This is a genomic window from Lysinibacillus sp. GW823-FHT06C08 (genome assembly GCF_058795135.1).
Map to the genome: position 1 here is coordinate 13,951 of NZ_JBXAHN010000010.1, position 20,747 is coordinate 34,697.

Here is a 20,747-nt window from a genome sequence, read left to right on the forward strand (position 1 = left end):
ACCAATACAGTGCCATGTTACACTGCTGATTTCTTATTCATCTTTGTACAACAAATGTCAATAAGAACGCAGCAATTAGAATAATGAAAAATACTTCGTGTGGTGGATGGAATACAAAAATACTCCCAAACATTTTCAGTACAATAAGCGGATTTAAAATATATGCAGTCGTTTCAAACTCTGACACTCGCTCAATTAAGTACGCATCATAAATATTCCTAAATCCCGCCTACTAATAGAACCTATACTTTAATGTGCATATGTACTTAATCATTTATTAAGTACATCACACATGATTCTCATCATGTACCTGCAACTTACTAGTTACTGTAGGCCATATGCGCTGATTAATGCTGCTAAGCCGCCTTGATAGCCCGAGCCGATTGCCGCAAACTTCCACTCGCCATTATGACGGTACAGTTCACAAAATACTACGGCTGTTTCAATACTGAAATCTTCGCCTAAATCATAACGCAATACCTCTGCTCCTGACTCTTCATTTGTCAACCGAACATAAGCATTTAGGACTTGTCCAAAGTTTTGATGACGTCCCTCTGCATCATAAATAGTGACCGTTACAACAATTTTGTCAATTTGAGGAGATACTTGCTTTAAGTTGACGAGGATTTTTTCATCATCCCCATCCCCTTCGCCTGTGCGGTTATCCCCTGCATGAACAACAGATTGATCTGGACTTGCTAAATTATTGTAAAAGATAAAATCTTGTTCATTACGACATTTGCCCGATGCATCTAGTAAAAATACAGATGCATCAAGGTCAAAATCTTGCCCACCATCAAATTGTTTAACATCCCAGCCTAAGCCGATGCCGATGCTGTTTAAACTAGGGTCTTGCTTCGTTAAATCAATTCGCTGCCCTTTACTTAATTGAATAGCCATTCAAAAATCTCCCTTTCTTTCCAAAGATGAAATTTTAGTTTACGTTCAAGCCGTAGTCATTACATAAAGCAGCTAAGCCACCCTGATAGCCAGCACCAACTGCGTTAAATTTCCATTCTCCGTTATGACGATATAATTCACCGACTACAACTGCTGTTTCAATACTGAAGTCCTCACCTAAATCAAAGCGAATTAGTTCTTGGTTGGATGCAGCATTTACAATACGAATATATGCATTCGATACCATGCCGAAATTTTGATTACGTGATTCTGCATCATGAATAGTTACAGTGAATGCTAGTCGTTGAACATGTGCAGGAACTTGAGTTAATGCGACTTTTACCACTTCATCGTCACCTTCACCAACACCTGTTAAATTGTCACCAGAATGTTCAACTGACCCATTACCACCTTTTGTATTGTTGTAGAAAATGAAGTCATTTTGATCTGCTACTTTTCCTGTATCAGCAAGTAAAAATACAGATGAATCTAAATCAAAATCATTTCCACCATCATATTTATTTGTATCCCAACCTAAACCAACAATTACATTTGTTAATCCCGGATTTGTTTTTGTTAAATCTACTTTTTGACCCTTTTGTAGTGAAATGCCCATACTTTTTATTCCTCCTAAATAGTCGTTTATTTTATTGATATCTTCGAACAACGTCGCCAAGTTTAAGATCATTCGTTCCTGAACCAACTGCTGCGAATTTCCATTCAGTTTGATGACGGTAAATTTCACCACAGATTAACGTCGTTAAATTCGAATAATCATCACTTAAATTATAGCGAATTAGTTCGCTTCCTGTCCTGTCATCATACACACGAATATATGCATTTCGAATCATACCAAAGTGTTGGTTTCTACCTGCCGCATCATAGATGTTTACGACAAACACTAGCTTATTAAATTGTGTCGGAACAGACGATAGCTCAATTGTAATTACTTCATCATCTCCATCGCCATCTCCCGTTAAATTATCGCCAGAATGTCGAACAGAACCACAGCTACTTGTTAATTTCCCAAAATAAATGACATCGTCCCCAGCTAAAACTTTATCATCTTGCAGCATTAATACGGAGGCGTCACAGTCAACGCTTCTACCACTGCCACTATTTCTACTAGAAAATAAGCCACCAAGGAAGCCACCGCTTTTTTCTTGGCCGACAGGGTCCCACCCTAACCCTACTTTAATCTTATTTAATCCTGCGTTACCCTTTGTTAAATCAACACGTTGCCCTTTTTGTAAATTAATCGCCAATTTGAACACCCTCCTAAAAATATGTATTTCAATTGAAAGACTATATGTAAAGTCATAATCTACGCATTTAGATTGTCTTTTTCAACAATACTTTAAGTCTAAAATAACGTGACAAAAAATTCAATAAATGGCTCCGAAAGGTTCATCTTTTTTTATTTTATTTTGTAGGAATATTTCTATAAAGGACGCTTCAACTGTAAAAGAGTTCCTTTTCAAAACAGCCGAAAAAAAACCTTCTAGCTTGTAGAAGGCTCATGAATCTAATTACTAATTTTTCATTTTCGGATCTAGTGCATCACGTAAACCATCCCCCATTAAGTTAAAGCCAAGAACCGTTAACATAATCGCTATCCCTGGGAAAATCATTGTCCATGGTGCATTTAATAAAAACTTCCTTGCATCGGCAAGCATTTTTCCCCATTCGGGTGCTGGGGCTTGCGCGCCTAGCCCAAGGAAACCTAATGCCGCCGCTTCAATAATGGCAGTTGCAATAGCAAGCGTCCCCTGTACAATAATCGGAGTGATTGAATTCGGCAATATATGAGAAAACAGAATTCGTGAATCACGCATGCCAATTGCCTTTGCTGCTACAATATATTCCTCTTCTTTGACACTTAATACTTTTGAGCGGATTAAGCGTCCAAAGTTCGGTACGTTAATAATGGCAATAGCAATTAATGCATTTTGTAAAGATGGACCTAGCACTGATACTACTGCAATCGCTAGTAGCATACTCGGGAAAGCTAGCATAATATCAAAAATACGCGAAATAATCGTATCGATCCATTTTCCATAATAACCTGCAATGATGCCAAGTAAACTACCCATTATAACGGATAAAATAACGGAGAAAAAGCCTACCCAAAGCGATATTCTTGCGCCATGAATGATTCGCGAAAAGATATCCCTTCCAAAATCATCCGTTCCAAACCAATGATCAGCGGATGGTGCCAGTAAACGCTTCGTTAAATCTTGTTCATTGATGCCCTGTGGTGCAATGAACGGACCAATGATAGCCAGTAAAACGAAAAATATAACAATCCCGGCGCCCACTAGTGACACTTTGCTCTTTTTAAAGCTACGCCAGCCTTCGAGCCATGGACCTACTGCCCTTTCTGGAACTGGTGCTGCTTCTTTTTTTATATCGATTGCTCCAGTCATCATTGCAACTCCCTTCTATTTGTATTTAATACGCGGATCGACGACTGTATACAGTAAATCCACGATTAAGTTAATCATGATGAAAATAAATGCAACGATTAAAATTCCTGATTGAATAACAGGATAGTCCCTGAAGCCAATCGCATCATAAATATAACGACCAATTCCTGGCCAACTAAAAATCGTCTCTGTTAAAATGGCACCACCTAGCAGTAATCCTGTTTGTAGACCAATTACCGTTAACACAGGAATAACGGCATTCTTCAATGCATGCTTATAAACAACAATAAACATTTTTTGGCCTTTTGCTCTTGCAGTGCGGACATAATCTGAGCGCATAACTTCCAGCATAGAAGACCTTGTAATTCTGGCTATAATAGCCATCGGAATAGTTGCCAGTGCGACACCTGGTAATATGAGTCGCTTTAGGACTTCGACGAATTGATCAAAGCGACCTTGAATGAGCGTATCCAATAAATAAAAATGGGTTATGGCGGTTATAGGATTTCGCACATCTTCTCGACCAGAGGTAGGCAACCATCCAAGCTTGCTACTAAATGTCCATTGCTCCATCAAGCCAAGCCAGAACACCGGTACAGAAACACCGATTAATGCGACAATCATCGCTGTATAATCAAACCAAGAATTTTGGAACCACGCAGAAATAATACCAGCATTTACACCGATAACAATCGCAATAATCATCGCAAAAAAGGCTAGTTCAGCTGTTGCTGCTAAGTATGGGAAAACTTCGTCTGATACAGGTAATTTTGTACGTAAGGAAACCCCTAAATCTCCCTGAAAAATGCCTGCCAAATAACTAAAATATTGTGTATACCAAGGTTTATCTAATCCTAAACTTGCGTTTAATGCCTCGACCGCCTCTTTTGTCGCCTGTTGTCCCAAAATAACTTGAGCGGGATTACCAGGTATTGCTCGTATTAACATAAAGACAATAAAAGTCATTCCAAGCAAAACTGGGATTAGTTGAAGTAAACGTCTCCCCATATAGTGAAGCATGTTCATCACCTCTCTATGATTTTCATAATCTACTTTGAAGTCTTTATATTCTGTTGAAAGGTTGTGCCTTCACCAAACGGTTTTGAATGTTTAGATGAGTGATCTTTCATACAGGAGAAATAATTTGGTTTTCTTTTACTAGAAAAAAATCTGCTAGAATTCCACGGCTTACCCGCAGAAAAGCAAGCAGATTCTCTAATTCACTTATTCAATTAAACATAAAATTACTGTTGAATATCTACCGCATCTAAACGGTCAGAGCCAGTAGGATGCGCAATATAATTTGTCACTTTCTTGTTAGCAGCTAAAATTGGCGTAGAGTGAGCAAGTGGAACCCATGGAGCGTCCTCAGAAATAATTACCTGAGCTTGCTTATAAAGTTCATTACGCTTGTCCTCATCGACTTCAGTTTGAGCAGCTGTTAACAACTTGTGTAATTCTTGATTGTCATAGAATGTATAGTTATTAGAGCCAATATTATCTCCATCTAATAAAGTATATAGGAAGTTATCCGCATCCCCATTATCACCTGTCCAGCCAAGTAAGAATGCATCAGCTTCACCATTTTGTGCTTTTTCTAAATAAGTAGCCCATTCAAACGATACAATTTTGGATTTAATGCCTACATCCTCTAAGTTCTTTTGAATCGCTTCTGCCACTTTTTGTCCATCCGGCATGTATGGACGTGGTACTGGCATTGCCCAAAGCTCAATTTCCTTACCATCATAGCCTGCTTCAGCAAGTAATGCTTTCGCCTTTTCAGGATCATACGTATAGCCTGTAACTTCATCGTTATAACCAGAAATTACTGGTGGCATTGGGTTTTTCGCTGGCTCTGCTAGCCCTTCATAAAATGCATCCACTAATGCTTGTTTATTAATTGCATAGTTAACTGCTTGACGCACTTTTACATTATCAAATGGAGGGCGTGTTACTGTTAAACCTAAATAACCAACATTCATAGATGGACGCTCAATTAATTGTAAATTAGCATCTCCCTCGATAGTTGCTTTATCAGATGGACTAATGCCATCAGCTACATCGATATTGCCTGCTAATAAATCATTTAAACGTGCAGAGTTTTCTGGAATAGAACGATAAATCACTTTATCTAATTTAGGATAGCCATCAATATAGTAATCAGGGTTTTTCTCAATTGTTATTGAATCATTACGTACCCAGCTAACAAATTTGAATGGGCCAGTTCCTACAGGATTTGCTGACAATCCCTCTTCATCTGCTTCAAATGCTGTTGGAGAAGCAATCGCAAATGGAGACATTGCTAAGTTTTTCAGGAATGGTGCTTGTGGTTGGCTTAATTTAAAGACAACTGTATAGTCACCCTCTGCAGTTACTGATTCAATGATTTGCTTGTCACCAATTAGAAATTGCGAACTAAAGTAAGGGTGTTTATCTGCGCCTGATTTCCAACGCTCAATATTCTTAACAACAGCCTCAGCATTGAAAGCTGTGCCATCATGGAATTTTACACCTTCCTCTAGCTGGAAAGTATATGTTAAACCATCCTCTGATGCCTCCCATGATTTTGCTAAACCTGGCTGAATCGTTACATCTTTTTCACCAAAGTTTACTAATGTTTCATAAATATTAGCTGTCACCGTAAAGGATTCACCATCTGTGACAACAGCAGGGTCAAGTGCTACAGAATCTCCTCCACGACCATACACTAAAATTTTTGGATCGCCACTGCTAGCTGTATCGCCACCAGTTGAAGTATCTTTACTACCCGTATCCTTTGTATCAGAGCCGCCACAAGCTGCTAAGATCGTCGAGAGAATAAGGAGCAGCATTACACCTAAAGTCCAGAGCTTCTTTTTCTTCATTCAATTTCCCCCTATGTGGTTTTTATATCATTTAATGTTGGAGTGCCTCATATAGATGGCAAGCAACATAATGACCTGGTTTCACTTCTTGCATTTTAGGTACTACCTGTGAGCATTGTTCCATTTTAAAAGGACATCGCGTATGGAATGTACAGCCACTCGGCGGATTGGATGCACTTGGAATATCTCCAGTAATAATAATTTGTTCACGTTCAAACGTTGGATCTGGCACTGGGACCGAAGATAAGAGTGCTTGTGTATATGGATGAAGCGGTTCAGCATATAAGCCCTCACTCGCTGTCAACTCTACTAATTTACCTAAATACATGACGCCCACACGATTGCTAATATGGCGCACAACCCCTAAATCATGAGAAATAAAAATATAGGTTAGCTTTAAATCCTTTTGCAGCTTTTGCAATAGATTTAATACTTGTGCCTGTATGGACACATCCAATGCCGATACCGGCTCGTCCGCAATGAGCAAACGAGGATTGGTCATTAACGCACGCGCGATGCCAATTCGTTGCCTCTGACCACCACTAAACTGGTGGGGATAGCGTTTGATATGATATTCATCCAATCCAACAATCTCAAGTAGCTCCAACACTTTCTGTTTTCGCTCCTTTGCATTACCTATCCCATGAACAATAAGAGGCTCCTCCAATATTTTGCCAATGTTATGGCGAGGATTTAATGAAGCATAGGGATCCTGAAAAATCATTTGAATATCTCTACGCGCCTTCCTCATTTCATTATTGGATAATTCTGAAATCATTTTACCTGCGAATTCAATGTTTCCTTCAGTAGGCTCTAGTAACCGCATTAGTAAACGACCTGTTGTCGATTTACCACAGCCTGACTCACCAACAATCCCTAATGTTTCTCCTTCAAAAACTTCAAAGGAAACATCATCTACTGCCTTTACATCCCCTGTTTGTGTATTTAGGACTCCTTTGCGGATCGGGAAATATTTCTTTAAGCCATCAACCTTTAATAACACTTTCGACACGTTGCTCCACCTCCTGCTTCTCTAGTAAAAAACATCTCGATTTATGCTGCTCTGCTGCTTCAAATAAAGGTGGTGTTTCCTGTAAACAACGTTCCATTGCGTATTCACAGCGTGCCGCAAAACGACACCCTACTTGAATACTTCCTGGTTTTGGTACACTTCCAGGGATCGAATATAAATTATCCTTTTTAAAACGCATATCAGGCACTGATTGAATAAGACCTTGTGTATAGGGATGCTTCGGATTAGAGAATATTTCTTGAATCGGTGCTTCTTCTACAATTTGTCCAGCATACATGACAATCACACGCTCACATGTTTCTGCTACAACACCTAGATCATGTGTAATTAACAGGACTGCTGTATTCAATCGTTTATTTAAGTCCTTCATTAGCTGTAAAATTTGAGCTTGAATCGTAACGTCCAAAGCAGTTGTCGGTTCGTCCGCAATTAAAACCTGTGGATCACAGACAAGTGCCATAGCAATCATGACCCGTTGTCGCATACCACCCGATAGCTGATGCGGATAATCCTTTAGTAAGTCCTCAGCACGTGGTAACCCTACAAGTTTCATAATTTCAACAGCTCTGGCAAACGCTTTCTTTTTCGACCATTTTGGATTATGGATTAAAATGGCCTCCTTTAACTGATCACCTATTGTAAACAACGGATTTAGTGAAGTCATAGGCTCCTGAAAAATCATAGCTATGTCTTTTCCACGTATTTTCTGCATTTGTTTTTCTGTACAATTCACTAGATTTTTATTATCTAGCAATATTTCACCACCTGTTATTTTGCCTGGTGGTGATGGAATTAATCCCATGATGGACAGTGACGTAACACTTTTACCACTTCCCGATTCGCCGACAATCCCTAATATTTCTCCTTCTTGGACAGAAAAATCGATATCATCTACAGCAGGAATTTGTCCATTATCTGTGAAAAAGGTTGTTCTTAAACCTTTTATTTCTAGTAGCTTTTTCCTCATGCGCAACGTCCCACCCTACCTATATTTTACTTAATTGTATAAATTATATTAACAGAATGCTATAACTTTTGTTAAATTCCCTATTTTCAGATAATTCTAACTAAAAATCATCACTCTTTCAATCATTAATATTCTGCAATTTACGTAGTTTTTCTGCATCATTCGCCTTCAGTATTAATTACATCTTATAAAGTAATATTTTTATATAGATTTTCAAAAAAAAATAGCCTTCCATTTTTAAAAAATGAAAGACTTTTTTTGAAAAAAATTTCACAATTGATGATTTCTGTGTAAATTCACTACTATTACTCCAAATGTTGCACTTGGAATAAATCATAATATGTCCCTTGCTTTGTCATTAATTGCTCATGATTACCGTTTTCGATTAATTGACCATGGTCTATAACAAAAATTTTGTCAGCATGAGTGATGGTCGAAAGACGATGAGCAATAATTATAGTTGTTCGCTCATGAGCTAGCTCCTCTAATGATTCCTGAATCAATGCTTCACTCTCTAAATCGAGCGCTGAAGTTGCTTCGTCAAGAATTAAAATCGGAGGATTTTTTAAAAATACTCGAGCGATGGCAACTCGTTGTTTTTGCCCGCCTGATAGTTTTACTCCTCGTTCACCTACTTTAGTGTCATAACCATTTGGCAGAGTCATAATAAAATCATGGGCATTCGCTGCTTTGGCAGCCTCTATCACTTGCTCATCTGTAGCATCTGGTTTTCCCATTAAAATATTTTCTTTAACGGAGTCACTGAAAAGTATATTATCTTGGAGGACAATTCCTATTTGAGAACGTAGTGAATGCAATGTAACATCACGTACATCCTGTCCATCAATCGTTACGACACCATCGGTTGCATCATAGAAACGAGGAATTAAGCTAATAATGGTGGATTTACCGCCTCCACTCATTCCAACGAAGGCGACAGTCTCACCAGGTTTTATAGTGAAATTTATGTTATTTAAAATAGATACTCCTTCTTTTTCATATTGGAAAGATACATTGTCAAAACGAACTTCTCCCGTAGCGGATGGTAAATCTCGCGCATCAACTTTATTTTTCACTTCATATGGTTCATCCATTAAATCAAACATTCGATCCATGGATGCAATGGATTGTGTCAAAGTTGTTGAAGAACTAACAAGACGGCGAAGTGGGCCATACAATCGTTCGATATACGCGATAAAGGCAACCATTGTTCCAACAGATAAAGTACCATTTATGACTTCATAACCTGCATAAGCAATAACTAGTAAAGGCGCTACATCTGTAATAGTATTTACAACAGCAAAGGATTTAGCATTCCATTTTGTTTGATCAAGGGCCTTCTCTAAAAACTCCCCATTTGCTTCATCAAATAATGTTTGTTCATGCTTTTCTAGCGTAAAGCTTTTTATAATACTCATACCAGCTACTCGTTCATGTAAATAGCTTTGTACACCTGCAAGTGCTTGAGAACGTTTACGTGTTAAGTCCCGCAGTTTTCCAAAAAAGTACTTCACACTCAATGCATAAAACGGGAACGCTAATAAGGCCACTAATGTGAGCTTAATATCCATGGTTAGCATAATAATTACTGCAATCACAATGGTTGCAAGGTCTAGCCACACATTCATTAAACCCGTCATCACAAAGTTCTTCGTTTGCTCAACATCATTGATGACCCTAGAAATAACATCACCAGCACGTGTATTGGCATAATATTTTAAGCTTAATCGTTGTAAATGTGCGTAGATTTCCTTCCGAATATCAAACAGCACCTTATTACTAACATGTTGTGCAAAATATTGACGATAGTACTCGATTGGTGGACGTATAATAAAGAACACAATAATCGTTCCGCCCAGCCAATATAACAGCTCTTTTGTTTTTTCTCCATTTGTTAAGTCGTCCGCAGCAATAATATCATCCAACACAATTTTAATGAGTAATGGAATAAATAATGGAATAGCAAATTTAACTATACCAATAACAATCGTTAGAACGATTTCCCAAGAATATGGTTTTACAAAGCGCATATATCGCTTTATGCTTCCCAAGTTTTCATCACATCCTTACAAAAAGAAACAGGCATCCATTGATGAATGCCCTATGTATTATAGCAATATTTTGATTAAAATACAGTTATGATGACTTTACCGCTAACTATTTTGTATGTACCTTCCCTAACAGTGTGGAAGATGCTCATTAAGAGTGGCTAAAAGAGGCAATATAAAACACCTATTAGTTAACTAATAGGTGTCACTAACAATCATCTGACTGCATATCAAGCTGGAACTTGTAACGATTTGTCCAAACATTGATGAAATCGGGTGCAAATGGTCCTTTTTTTTGTTGAATCCAGCTTATTAACTTATCGACATTGCGCTTTAAAATTTTATCAATCACATCAGGATAAGACATTTCCTTACGATGAAGCTCATATTCATCCTCATCTAAGAGCGTATAAGACATGTCAGGAAAAACTTTAATATCTAGATCATAGTCGATATATTTAATGGCATTATTATCGAACACAAATGGTGAGCTTAGATTGCAATAATAATACACACCGTCTTCTCGTAGCATACAGATGATGTTAAACCAGTGTTCCGCATGGAAATAGCAAATAGAAGGCTCTCTCGTTAGCCATGTACGACCATCGGATTCTGTCACAAGTGTCCGTTCATTCGCACCGATCACAATATTTTTTGTTCCTTTTAAAACCATCGTTTCTTGCCAAACACGGTGGATGCGGCCATTGTGTTTATAACTATGTATTTGTATCGTTTCTCCTTCTACTGGTAATGCCATTTTGAAGCCCACCTTTTCGTCTATGCTACCTAAATCTAGCAGTCTCTAGTATATTATAGCAATGTGTACGCGAAAGGTGTAGTTAGAAAACCACAAATTTCACTACGCTATTTTGAATTTGTATAAAATTTCGTTAACTTTAAGCAAAATTTATTAGAAGCTCCGCCATTTTGGTATTTTTTGGTTTTTTAAATGAATATAGAAAGGAGCTGTCTTTTTCATCTTTTCGGATTTTTAGACAGCCCCTTAGAGGTAAATGCAATTATGCAATTACAAAGTGTTACTCACCTAAATCTTGGTTAGTTTTAGAGAAACGACCTGAAGCTGGAGCTTTCTTTTGCTCTGCTTTAGCATTTTGCTTTTGCACTTCATTTACGTCCGTTTCATAACCAAATTCTTCACTTTGACGTTGCATGTTTTTATTCGGTTGGAAATTTTGGTTGTTTTGCTTTTTCATTATTCATTCACCTCCACGCTAATTATTGTGTACCGAGGTGATGAATTTTATGCTCACTAATTTATCGTTTAAAGTAGGATTTATTTTCCTGTTTATTTTTTTACCTCTTCCCAAATTTTTAACATGGGAACAGGCATCGGCAATTGTTCTATTTGTTCTTGAGTGAACCAATCGCCCATCGATGTAAATCCACACTTCATATAATAACTATTTACATGCCATGTTAAATGTGAAAACACGTGCTTAAACGTAAGCAGTTCATGCTTAGCTTGTACACTGATGGAATATTCCTTTAAGAAGCTTTCTACTGAAACCTGACTAGTATCAAACATTGGAAATTGCCAAAGATTAGCTAATAACCCTTCTTCAGGACGTTGCTCCATTAAAAAACGTCCTTGTTCATCTTGACAGACCAGAATATCATAACTCAAATGCTTCATCTTTATTTTTTTCGATTTAACTGGCAGTTTTTCCGGTTCACCTTCATTAAACGCTGTACAATACTCTCGCACAGGGCATAATAAACATTTTGGTGACGTAGGTGTACAAATAAGTGCCCCTAGTTCCATTAAGCCTTGGTTAAAGGAAGATGCATTAGTAGGATCAATAAGCTCCTCCACTGCAGCTTCAAAAATTTTTTTGGTTTTTGGTATGGCTATGTCCTCACTTATATTCAGCACTCTGCTTAATACGCGCATAACATTGCCATCTACTGCATGTTCGGGCTTGTTATAGGCAATACTTAAAATAGCACCAGCGGTATACGGTCCAACACCTTTTAATTTTGATATTTCATGGCGATTATCGGGGACCACGCCTCCGTAATATTCTAAAACCTCACGTGCACCTGCCTGTAAATTACGCGCTCGTGAATAATAGCCAAGTCCTTCCCAATGCTTTAATAAATAATCTTGCGGAGCTTCTGCAAGCAAATCTAATGTTGGAAAACTTTCCATAAAACGATTGTAATAAGGAATAACTGTGTCGACACGTGTCTGCTGTAGCATCACTTCAGAAACCCAAATTTTATAGGGGTCTGTAGTATGTCTCCACGGTAAGTCGCGTTTCTCAGCGTTAAACCATTCGACTAAAGAATGTCGAAATTCTGTTACATATGGGTAATTCACAGTGACCTCCAAAGTTTTTACGATTTAATTTATGTTGAAAAGGGTATACAATTAATAAAGAATGAACATTCGTCCATAACTTACAATATTCGTCATTATCGAATGTCACCATACTAAAAATTGAATAAAGTTATTTATAAATGAAATAAAGATGTATGCAAATTGTACTCGATTTTACTGCATACTAGGAGTGGATATTTTTGGATTCAGGTACACATTTCGTTATGGGTATTGCCCTTGGCGGTCTTGCATTAGCCGACCCTATAGTAGCAAATCACTCAATGACCTTTACTGCCGTCATGGCAGGTACGATAATTGGCTCACAAGCTCCGGATGTTGATACTGTGCTAAAACTACGCAATAATGCTATCTATATTCGACATCATCGCGGAATTACACATTCACTACCAGCAGTAGCTATATGGCCAATCTTAATTACAGCTGTTATTTCCCTTATTTTGCAAGACGTAAATGTGTTTCATTTATGGCTTTGGACATTTTTAGCTGTCGCTCTTCACGTCTTTGTCGATATTTTTAATGCGTACGGCACACAAGCAATACGGCCTTTCTCCAGAAAATGGGTTGCATTAGGTGTCATCAATACATTTGATCCAATTATTTTTTCCTTGCATTGTATGGGTATTGTATTATGGGCTTTTGGAGCCAATCCTGTTTGGACATTTAGCATCATGTATATCATTATCGTGATTTATTATCTGTTACGATTCGCTGTTCAAAAAGCAGTAAAAAATGCAGTCCACAGCACGATACAAGATGAAGAATATGTTATCGTAGCACCAACTATGCGCTTCTTCCATTGGCGAATTGCCGCCAAGTCTAAAACACATTATTATGTTGGGCGGGCTTATGGCAGGACTGTTAATATTTATGATAAATTCGAAATTAAACCTTTACCTCAAACTGCCCTTATTCATGCAGCCATGAAAGACCCTAACTTAGCTGCCTTCGTGTCGTTCTCCCCGATGTACCGATGGGAGATTTCTGAGCTAGAAAACGGCTTATTGGAGGTACGTTTAATCGACTTGCGTTATCGGAGTGACAATCGCTACCCCTTTGTGGCAGTAGCACATTTAAATGACGATAATGAAATCGTTACATCTTACACGGGTTGGATTTTTACAGAAGATAAGCTTCAGAAAAAATTACAAATTGGTGCAAGTAATTAAGCAGTAAACCCTGACCAACATTGGTCAGGGTTTTATTATTGTATCATATCATCGCTAGCATCTAGGAGATGGGCATATTTTGGATTGCGCCCTGCAAAGGCATGTAGTTTATCACCATAGCTTGTAATTAATTGGCGGACAAGATTTTCTGTATAATCTGCCCCACGATAATCATATCCTGCTTTGGCTGAAGTTGATTCAAAGTCGCTCCATAATAATTCAACCCAGACACGGGCACGTCCAACTGACATTTGTGGATTTTTTGCCAGCAGTTCTGCTGTCAATTTTTCAATTTTCCCCTCCACTTATTTGCCCACCTTTACAGGAGACAGCATAGATACAGGTAATGCCTCTTGATATTTGTCACCGCCTAAACGATGTCCCCATGCAAAGCGTCCCTTTAAATAATCAACTTGGAAAAATTCATTATCTGAACGATCAATACGATACATTTCACCAGGCACAATTGTGTCTAAATCTACTAAATAAGCCGCTGCCATTAATGCTTTACGCTCATATACAGCAAATTCATTAATGATCCCAAGCTGCTCTGCCTTTCGTGCCTTTTCTTTTAAAAACGCAATTTCCTCACGCAGTTCATGCTCAGACATAGCAGCATAATTCTTTTCGTTCATTCTTCATTCTCCTTCTCTTCTATAAAACGGTTTATTACTTCTATAGGAAAACCCTTTTGATAGAGCGTCTGCTTCACCTTCATTTTTAGCTCATAACCAGTATACTTCGATACGTACTTTTTCCAAACTTTTTCGCCTTGTGCTTCGAGTAATGGTTGCCAGTTTTCTTCATCTTGCTCAAGCTCTATTTGATTAAGCACCTCTTCTACAATCGGAAATGCATAGCCTTTTCTTAACAGATAATCCTGAATTTTAGCCTTTACTTGTGCTGGGGTCTTTCTTTTTTCTGAACGTACAATTTTTTCCGCCAACTGTAAGGCCAATTTGATTTGTTCTTCCAAACTATATGTGGCAAGTACCTCATCTTGAAGGTTTTTATCAATTCCTTTTTTAATGAGGTCTTGTCTAATAGCTCTCGGTCCCTTTTTCATTGTCGCCTTTTTTGTATCCAGTAAAGCTTTGGTATAGTTTTCATCATTTATAAAGCCATACGATTTTAATTTCTGAATCGCTTCTAAAGCTACCGCTTCACCAAATTCTAAAGTAAGAAGTTTTTTCTTCACCTCGTGCTCACTTCGCATTTGATAAGAAAGAAAGTTTAATCCTTTATTAAACGCCTTCCGTATTTCATCCTCGTAGGCAATTTCCTGAATTTCAAATTCATCGAGAACCTTCCCCTTTGTTAAACCAAATTGAAGCAGAATAGCCTCGTCAACAGGAAATGCATATTCTTCATTTAAGTAGATATTATAACGTTCAGGATTGTTTTTTTGACGTGCAATTTTTGTAATCATACGCATAGCCAACACCTCACCTGTCCATTATAACATTTCTTTTTATGGTATCCGTTATTCGATGCTATTCATCCCCCATCTTCTAGGGGTACTTTAGATGTTCACATACGTGTTAAATGATACAATTATTAGTAAGTGTAATTTTTGAAAAATGGGGTGATTCTTATGAAAATTGTGATTGCGGGTGGAACTGGTTTTGTGGGAAAAGCTTTTATCAAGCTAGCAGAGGAAAACGGTCATAATATTTTTGTCTTAACTCGGAGTGCACCTTCCGAAAAAAATGGCATTCATTATGTACAATGGTTGCAGGATGAAGCCCTACCAATAGAGGCATTAGAAGGAGCAGATGCCTTTGTAAATTTAGCGGGAGTTTCTTTAAACAATGGTCGATGGACAAACAAACAAAAGAAGGATATTTATTGGAGTCGGATGCATGCGACACTTGAAATCGTGCGCATAATGGAAAAGCTCACGAAAAAACCTAAAGTCCTTGTTAATGCAAGTGCCGTAGGTTTTTACCCCCATTCTTCAGAGATTATTTATGATGAAACATTTACTGATGTGGCGAACGATTTTTTAGGCACGACCGTTCATGATTGGGAACGCCATGCAAAACGAGCAGAACCATTAGGAATTCGTGTCGCCCTTGCACGCTTTGGGGTCATTTTAGGTAGAGAGAGCGGGGCATTACCACCAATGTTATTACCATATCAAATGCATGTTGGCGGAACAATCGGATCTGGTAAGCAATGGCTTTCGTGGGTACATATTGAAGATGTGGCACGTGCTTTATATTTCGCAATCCTTCATGAAAATATTCATGGACCATTCAATGTAACCGCACCTCATGCGACGCGCATGAAAGAATTCGGGCAATCAATCGCAATGATCATGAACAGACGACATTGGCTGCCTGTTCCTAGTTTTGCAATACGTTTGGCGCTTGGAGAACAAAGCACTCTTGTTTTAGAGGGTCAACATGTACGACCAGCAGTGTTAGAAGAGCATCATTTCATATTTAAATATCCGCATTTAACAGAAGCACTTGAAGACTTATTAATTGCTCAGAATTAGTGGATAATTTATAGCTATTTTACGCATCCTAATGAAAAAGAAAGGATGCGTTTTTTATGTGGAAACAACATATTGTAGGTGCGGTAATCGCTACATTTATTATTGCCGCAGGTATTAGCATTAATCCATATTTTGCTGCAGGTTCTGATGAACATCATTGGGGCTTTAAACGTGCAAAAAATGGTGAACAGGCAGAAGCTGGTGCACAGCTTGATCAATTACTTGATAAATACGGGGCTATTTATAAAGGCAAGGCAGATAAAAAAATTGCTTACCTAACATTTGATAATGGCTATGAAAACGGCTTTACCGAAAGTATTTTGGATACATTGGAAAAAGAAGATGTACCTGCCACTTTCTTTTTAACTGGGCATTATTTAGACAGTGCCAGTGACCTAGTAAAACGGATGGTGAAGGATGGTCATACTATTGGCAACCACTCGTATGGTCATCCTAATATGGCTCGACTTTCACCAGAGGGCATGCGTGCAGAATGGCGAAAGTTTGATGGGAAATTACGTGAATTGACTGGCATAGACCGCACAACCTATGCTCGCCCACCAGAAGGAACCTTTAATGCCAAACTGCTAGAAGTAGGAAATGCGGAAGGATATCGTCATATTTTTTGGTCTGTTGCCTTTAAGGATTGGATGAAAGATGAACGACGTGGTGCAGATTATGCCTATAATGCGCTCATGGAGCAATTGCATCCAGGTGCCGTTATTTTAATGCATACTGTTGCACAAGATAATGCCGAAGCTTTGCCAATGTTTATTGCAGAGGCCAAAAAGCAAGGCTATACCTTCTTATCACTTGATGATTTAGTATTAGAATATGAAGATTTTCCTGTTGCTTTGCAATCGTCTGCTCCTTCGTTATAATGGGGAGATGACATTATAAAGCAGGGACGTGGAACGTTTGACGCAGCAAACAACAATGACCGTGGGACAACAATTCCCACTAATAATAAAAAGGCTTGGCATCAATGGAGAAGGTGTAGGTTTTTATAAAAGAAATGTAGTATTTGTCAAAGGAGCTATTCCTGGCGAAGAAATTACAGCTCAGGTTACGAAGACACAACATAATTTTGCTGAAGCTGAGATTTTATCCATTCGTAAAGTCTCTAAGCACCGTCAGGAAGCACCTTGTCCAGTCTACAATGAATGTGGTGGCTGTCAGCTTCAACATATGACATACGAAAAACAGCTATCGGAAAAACGTGATATTGTCATCCAAGCTTTAGAGCGTTATGCGAAACCTCTAGCTGAAACGGTGGAAGTACGAAAAACACTTGGAATGGATAATCCTTGGCATTATCGTAATAAAAGTCAATTCCAAGTGCGTAAGGAAGGCAAGCGAGTATATGCAGGCTTATTTGTTGAGGGCAGTAATAAGCTTCTAAATATTAACGATTGCCTTGTGCAGCACCCTGTCACTTCTAAAGTTACCGTTGCAACACGTAAGATTTTACAAAAATTAAATATCACTATTTATGATGGACGAACACTTGATGGCTTAGTGCGTACAATCGTAGTACGTACAGGGATTCGTACAGGCGAAACACAAGTTGTACTTGTAACTACCCGTAAAGAAATTCCTCATTTAGCTGAACTGATTACACGGATTAAAAAAATCGATCCGAGCATTGTCTCCATTGCACAAAATATTAATCGTGAGAAAACCTCTTTAATTTTTGGTGATGAGACAATAGTTCTTGACGGTAAAGAAACGATACATGAAGAGCTTGGCGAATTGGCCTTTGACTTATCGGCTCGTGCTTTCTTCCAGCTTAACCCTACACAAACAGTTCATCTCTATAATGAAATTAAAAAAGCAGCTGCATTAACTGGTAAAGAATCAATAGTGGATGCATATTGTGGAGTTGGGACTGTGGGACTTTGGCTAGCAGATCAAGCGCAAGAAGTTCGAGGGATGGATGTCATTCCCGAAAGCATTCAAGATGCCCGTAAAAATGCGCGCAACCATGGCTTCAAGCATACCAAATATGCTGTTGGTACTGCTGAAAGTGTCTTAGCAAAATGGCGCAAAGAAGGCTTTACACCAGATGTTATTACAGTAGATCCACCACGTACAGGTCTAGCACCCGAGTTTATCCAAACCGTGCTTAAGCTTAAACCAAAGCGTTTTGTTTATACTTCTTGTAATCCATCTACATTAGCGAAGGATTTACAGCAACTATCGAAGCTTTATCATGTCGAGTACATTCAACCTGTTGATATGTTCTCACAAACGGCACAGGTAGAATGTGTTTGCTCCATGGTTCTTAAAGCAGAACATCAAAAATGATATTTCCTTTGTAAATTTTGGCGACTTGATTAGGCGTAGTCTGCATTTTGTAGACTGCGCTTTTTTCTTTTTTGATACCTATTGCTACAGTTTTCTTCTCTAATAAGAATAGCTCAACATTTGAAAAACAAAATGAAAAACGTTGAGTGACTGTCACCAATTATTGATTGATTTCAATATGTTTACATTGTGTTATAGTCTTGGGGGCTCATGCAATTATAAGGAGGAAAAATGGATAACATTCAATACTTATCACAATTTAATCTGCTTAATTCGCTCTCGATGGAAGATTTAATAGAGATGGAACAATTAACTTTAATAACGACCTTTCCGAAAAACACTTTTATTCAAACACCAGAAACTTTTTCGGAGGGGCTATACTTTGTTAAAAGGGGGAAGTTGCGCCTGTATAAAGTAAATGCACAAGGTAAGCAGTTTACTTCGGATATACTTAACGAAGGTAATGTATTTGGGGAAATGGATATTATTTCATTTGGTACTCGAGAGAATTATATTGAAACGATAGAGGAAAGCCACATTTGTTTGATGAATAAGGAAAGATTTGAAAATTTTTTAATTCAGCGGCCTCAATTTATGATGACATTATTAAAAGTACTAAGTAATCGAATTATCGGTATGAGTCAATTAACGCAAAATCTAGCTCTTGGGAAACTACATGACAAAGTTTTATATGCGCTTATTAAGCTATCTGATCAGTTTGGACTTACGGGTGATAATGAGTATTACAAAATAGATTTTCCTCTTTCACATCAAGAAATCGCCAATTTAGTTGGTGCAACCAGAGAAGCTGTAACTGTGGTTTTACAAGAACTTGTTAAAGAAGAAGTCATTAAGACAGGATTTAAAACAATCTATATTCATCGAGAAAAGCTTTTGGAGAGGAACATTTCATAGGCTAAAAAATGCTGGATAGTATCAAGTAGCATAGAGATTTTCAAATTGAGTTGTAAACAACATTACATCTTTCTTCTAGATAAAGATGTATCGTATAACTACATACAAAATATAATACGATACGGAGATGACATAATGAAAAACACACCATTTCAAAAATTGCAAAATGAATTAGATATAGCAGCTACACATATGGAAAAGGTGCTCCCAAAGGAAGTGCTGGATATATTCGAAAAATCCATTCATGATTTACGTACATCTGATTCGGGTAGGGGTTTAATAGCTGGAGTCAAAGCGCCTGACTTCACTTTAGTGAATTCTACAGGACAAAAGATAACTTTGTCTGAGGAAATTTTGAAAGGTCCCGTTGTTCTTATATTTTACCGAGGTACATGGTGTCCATTCTGTAACCTTGAGTTGAAAGCATACCAGCGAATGAATGATGACATTAACGCAATTGGTGGCCAATTAATTGCAGTTAGCCCGCAAACTCCAAACTATTCTGCATCTGTACAAGATAAAAATGAATTAAATTTCCATGTTTTAAGCGACTTACAAAATAAAACTGCTGAAAAATATAATCTGAAATTTAAATTGCCTGAGTATGTGTATCCTATCTACAGATCGCTTGATATATCACTCGAAACATTTAATGGTGACCATTCTTGGGAACTTCCAGTACCAGCTACTTATGTAATCGATAAAGCAGGAATTATCCGTTTAGCTAGCGTGGAGGCAGACTATAAAAAACGTATGGAACCTAGTAAGGTGATGCATTTTCTTCAGTCACTTTATTAGCATCCTAGAATTATAAAAATATGATGAAATAAAAAAACAGTCTCTCAGTTACCACATTCGTTTAGGTTAATGAGGAGTTGGAACAGAGTCGATTGATAGCCGCCAATTTAAACAATATAATAATCGTTACTAATGGTTACTTTGCTATTTATCGGACATTTAATCATAACTGGTAGAATGTGTTGCAAAGCTGGTATTGAAAAATAAATAATCATAAAAAGGACGTCTCAAAATAAATGGAGACGTCCTTTCTTTATGATGCACAGCACGAGCTGCCTGGTGGATGACGGACGGTCCTGAAAAGTCGATACCTCAACCATTACCCCAGGATTTAAAAGATTTTTAAAGGTTCAATTTTCAACTTTTATAGAAAGATTTTTGAAGCGTAAATTTTATACTTTTACCTTTAACCTTTAAGCTTTTAGGTTATTTTCATTGTAAGTTTTATTTGTGTAAGG

Annotated in this window: 21 protein-coding genes; 6 read left to right on the forward strand and 15 right to left on the reverse strand. The window is 37.8% G+C overall.

Going from position 1 to position 20,747, the window contains the following annotated elements; all coding sequences use genetic code 11:
* Nucleotides 1–324: 324 nt before the first annotated feature.
* The 12 genes from AC1Q6O_RS19445 to mutY all read right to left on the reverse strand — a co-directional run bounded on the left by AC1Q6O_RS19445 (nucleotide 325) and on the right by mutY (nucleotide 12,579).
* Nucleotides 325–900 (reverse strand): TerD family protein, encoded by a 576-nt coding sequence (locus tag AC1Q6O_RS19445; RefSeq protein WP_008173483.1) that lies wholly within the window; start codon nucleotides 898–900, stop codon nucleotides 325–327.
* A 34-nt stretch (nucleotides 901–934) separates the two neighbouring features.
* Nucleotides 935–1,516 (reverse strand): TerD family protein, encoded by a 582-nt coding sequence (locus AC1Q6O_RS19450; RefSeq protein WP_008173485.1) that lies wholly within the window; start codon nucleotides 1,514–1,516, stop codon nucleotides 935–937.
* A 31-nt stretch (nucleotides 1,517–1,547) separates the two neighbouring features.
* Nucleotides 1,548–2,165, reverse strand: coding sequence for a TerD family protein (locus AC1Q6O_RS19455; RefSeq protein WP_008173487.1), 618 nt, complete (start codon nucleotides 2,163–2,165; stop codon nucleotides 1,548–1,550).
* Between the two features lie 267 nt (nucleotides 2,166–2,432).
* A complete protein-coding gene (nikC, locus tag AC1Q6O_RS19460) occupies nucleotides 2,433–3,329 on the reverse strand; it encodes a nickel transporter permease (RefSeq protein WP_008173489.1) in 897 nt (298 codons plus the stop codon).
* 12 nt (nucleotides 3,330–3,341) lie between these two features.
* Entirely contained in the window at nucleotides 3,342–4,346 is a 1,005-nt protein-coding gene (locus tag AC1Q6O_RS19465) for an ABC transporter permease (protein ID WP_008173491.1), read from the reverse strand.
* Nucleotides 4,347–4,570: 224 nt separating this feature from the next.
* Nucleotides 4,571–6,190 (reverse strand): ABC transporter substrate-binding protein, encoded by a 1,620-nt coding sequence (locus AC1Q6O_RS19470; RefSeq protein ID WP_089986830.1) that lies wholly within the window; start codon nucleotides 6,188–6,190, stop codon nucleotides 4,571–4,573.
* A gap of 31 nt (nucleotides 6,191–6,221) precedes the next feature.
* Nucleotides 6,222–7,202 (reverse strand): ABC transporter ATP-binding protein, encoded by a 981-nt coding sequence (locus AC1Q6O_RS19475; protein WP_239355282.1) that lies wholly within the window; start codon nucleotides 7,200–7,202, stop codon nucleotides 6,222–6,224.
* Nucleotides 7,177–8,190 (reverse strand): ABC transporter ATP-binding protein, encoded by a 1,014-nt coding sequence (locus AC1Q6O_RS19480; RefSeq protein ID WP_008173496.1) that lies wholly within the window; start codon nucleotides 8,188–8,190, stop codon nucleotides 7,177–7,179. Before AC1Q6O_RS19480 ends, AC1Q6O_RS19475 begins: the two co-directional genes overlap by 26 nt.
* 305 nt (nucleotides 8,191–8,495) lie before the next feature.
* Nucleotides 8,496–10,220, reverse strand: a complete 1,725-nt coding sequence (locus tag AC1Q6O_RS19485) for an ABC transporter ATP-binding protein (protein WP_171366111.1) — start codon at nucleotides 10,218–10,220, stop codon at nucleotides 8,496–8,498.
* Nucleotides 10,221–10,446: 226 nt separating this feature from the next.
* On the reverse strand, nucleotides 10,447–10,995 hold the full coding sequence (gene ntdP / locus AC1Q6O_RS19490; protein ID WP_036120520.1) for a nucleoside tri-diphosphate phosphatase: 549 nt from the start codon (nucleotides 10,993–10,995) through the stop codon (nucleotides 10,447–10,449).
* 280 nt (nucleotides 10,996–11,275) lie between these two features.
* A complete protein-coding gene (locus AC1Q6O_RS19495) occupies nucleotides 11,276–11,452 on the reverse strand; it encodes a gamma-type small acid-soluble spore protein (RefSeq protein WP_008173504.1) in 177 nt (58 codons plus the stop codon).
* A gap of 92 nt (nucleotides 11,453–11,544) precedes the next feature.
* Nucleotides 11,545–12,579 (reverse strand): A/G-specific adenine glycosylase, encoded by a 1,035-nt coding sequence (mutY, locus tag AC1Q6O_RS19500; RefSeq protein ID WP_492402012.1) that lies wholly within the window; start codon nucleotides 12,577–12,579, stop codon nucleotides 11,545–11,547.
* A gap of 200 nt (nucleotides 12,580–12,779) precedes the next feature.
* Between mutY and AC1Q6O_RS19505 the strand changes: the two genes are divergently transcribed.
* Complete coding sequence (locus AC1Q6O_RS19505; RefSeq protein WP_107922569.1) at nucleotides 12,780–13,766, forward strand: metal-dependent hydrolase; 987 nt, start codon at nucleotides 12,780–12,782, stop codon at nucleotides 13,764–13,766.
* A gap of 35 nt (nucleotides 13,767–13,801) precedes the next feature.
* Here the strand turns inward: AC1Q6O_RS19505 and AC1Q6O_RS19510 are convergent, their stop codons facing one another.
* The 3 genes from AC1Q6O_RS19510 to recX are packed head-to-tail and all read right to left on the reverse strand — an operon-like array spanning nucleotide 13,802 to nucleotide 15,201.
* On the reverse strand, nucleotides 13,802–14,071 hold the full coding sequence (locus AC1Q6O_RS19510; RefSeq protein WP_107922568.1) for a YfhJ family protein: 270 nt from the start codon (nucleotides 14,069–14,071) through the stop codon (nucleotides 13,802–13,804).
* Complete coding sequence (locus tag AC1Q6O_RS19515; protein WP_008173513.1) at nucleotides 14,072–14,401, reverse strand: YfhH family protein; 330 nt, start codon at nucleotides 14,399–14,401, stop codon at nucleotides 14,072–14,074.
* On the reverse strand, nucleotides 14,398–15,201 hold the full coding sequence (gene recX, locus AC1Q6O_RS19520) for a recombination regulator RecX (RefSeq protein WP_107922567.1): 804 nt from the start codon (nucleotides 15,199–15,201) through the stop codon (nucleotides 14,398–14,400). The genes AC1Q6O_RS19515 and recX overlap by 4 nt, the downstream gene beginning before the upstream one ends.
* Nucleotides 15,202–15,360: 159 nt before the next feature.
* Between recX and AC1Q6O_RS19525 the strand changes: the two genes are divergently transcribed.
* From AC1Q6O_RS19525 to AC1Q6O_RS19545, 5 genes are all read left to right on the forward strand, one after another.
* Complete coding sequence (locus tag AC1Q6O_RS19525; protein WP_239355284.1) at nucleotides 15,361–16,269, forward strand: TIGR01777 family oxidoreductase; 909 nt, start codon at nucleotides 15,361–15,363, stop codon at nucleotides 16,267–16,269.
* A 56-nt stretch (nucleotides 16,270–16,325) separates the two neighbouring features.
* On the forward strand, nucleotides 16,326–17,150 hold the full coding sequence (locus AC1Q6O_RS19530; RefSeq protein WP_008173518.1) for a polysaccharide deacetylase family protein: 825 nt from the start codon (nucleotides 16,326–16,328) through the stop codon (nucleotides 17,148–17,150).
* Nucleotides 17,151–17,187: 37 nt separating this feature from the next.
* A complete protein-coding gene (gene rlmD, locus AC1Q6O_RS19535) occupies nucleotides 17,188–18,576 on the forward strand; it encodes a 23S rRNA (uracil(1939)-C(5))-methyltransferase RlmD (protein WP_486347505.1) in 1,389 nt (462 codons plus the stop codon).
* Nucleotides 18,577–18,807: 231 nt separating this feature from the next.
* Nucleotides 18,808–19,491, forward strand: coding sequence for a Crp/Fnr family transcriptional regulator (locus AC1Q6O_RS19540; RefSeq protein WP_089986824.1), 684 nt, complete (start codon nucleotides 18,808–18,810; stop codon nucleotides 19,489–19,491).
* A 135-nt stretch (nucleotides 19,492–19,626) separates the two neighbouring features.
* Nucleotides 19,627–20,289, forward strand: coding sequence for a peroxiredoxin-like family protein (locus AC1Q6O_RS19545; protein ID WP_089986823.1), 663 nt, complete (start codon nucleotides 19,627–19,629; stop codon nucleotides 20,287–20,289).
* Nucleotides 20,290–20,747 lie beyond the last annotated feature (458 nt).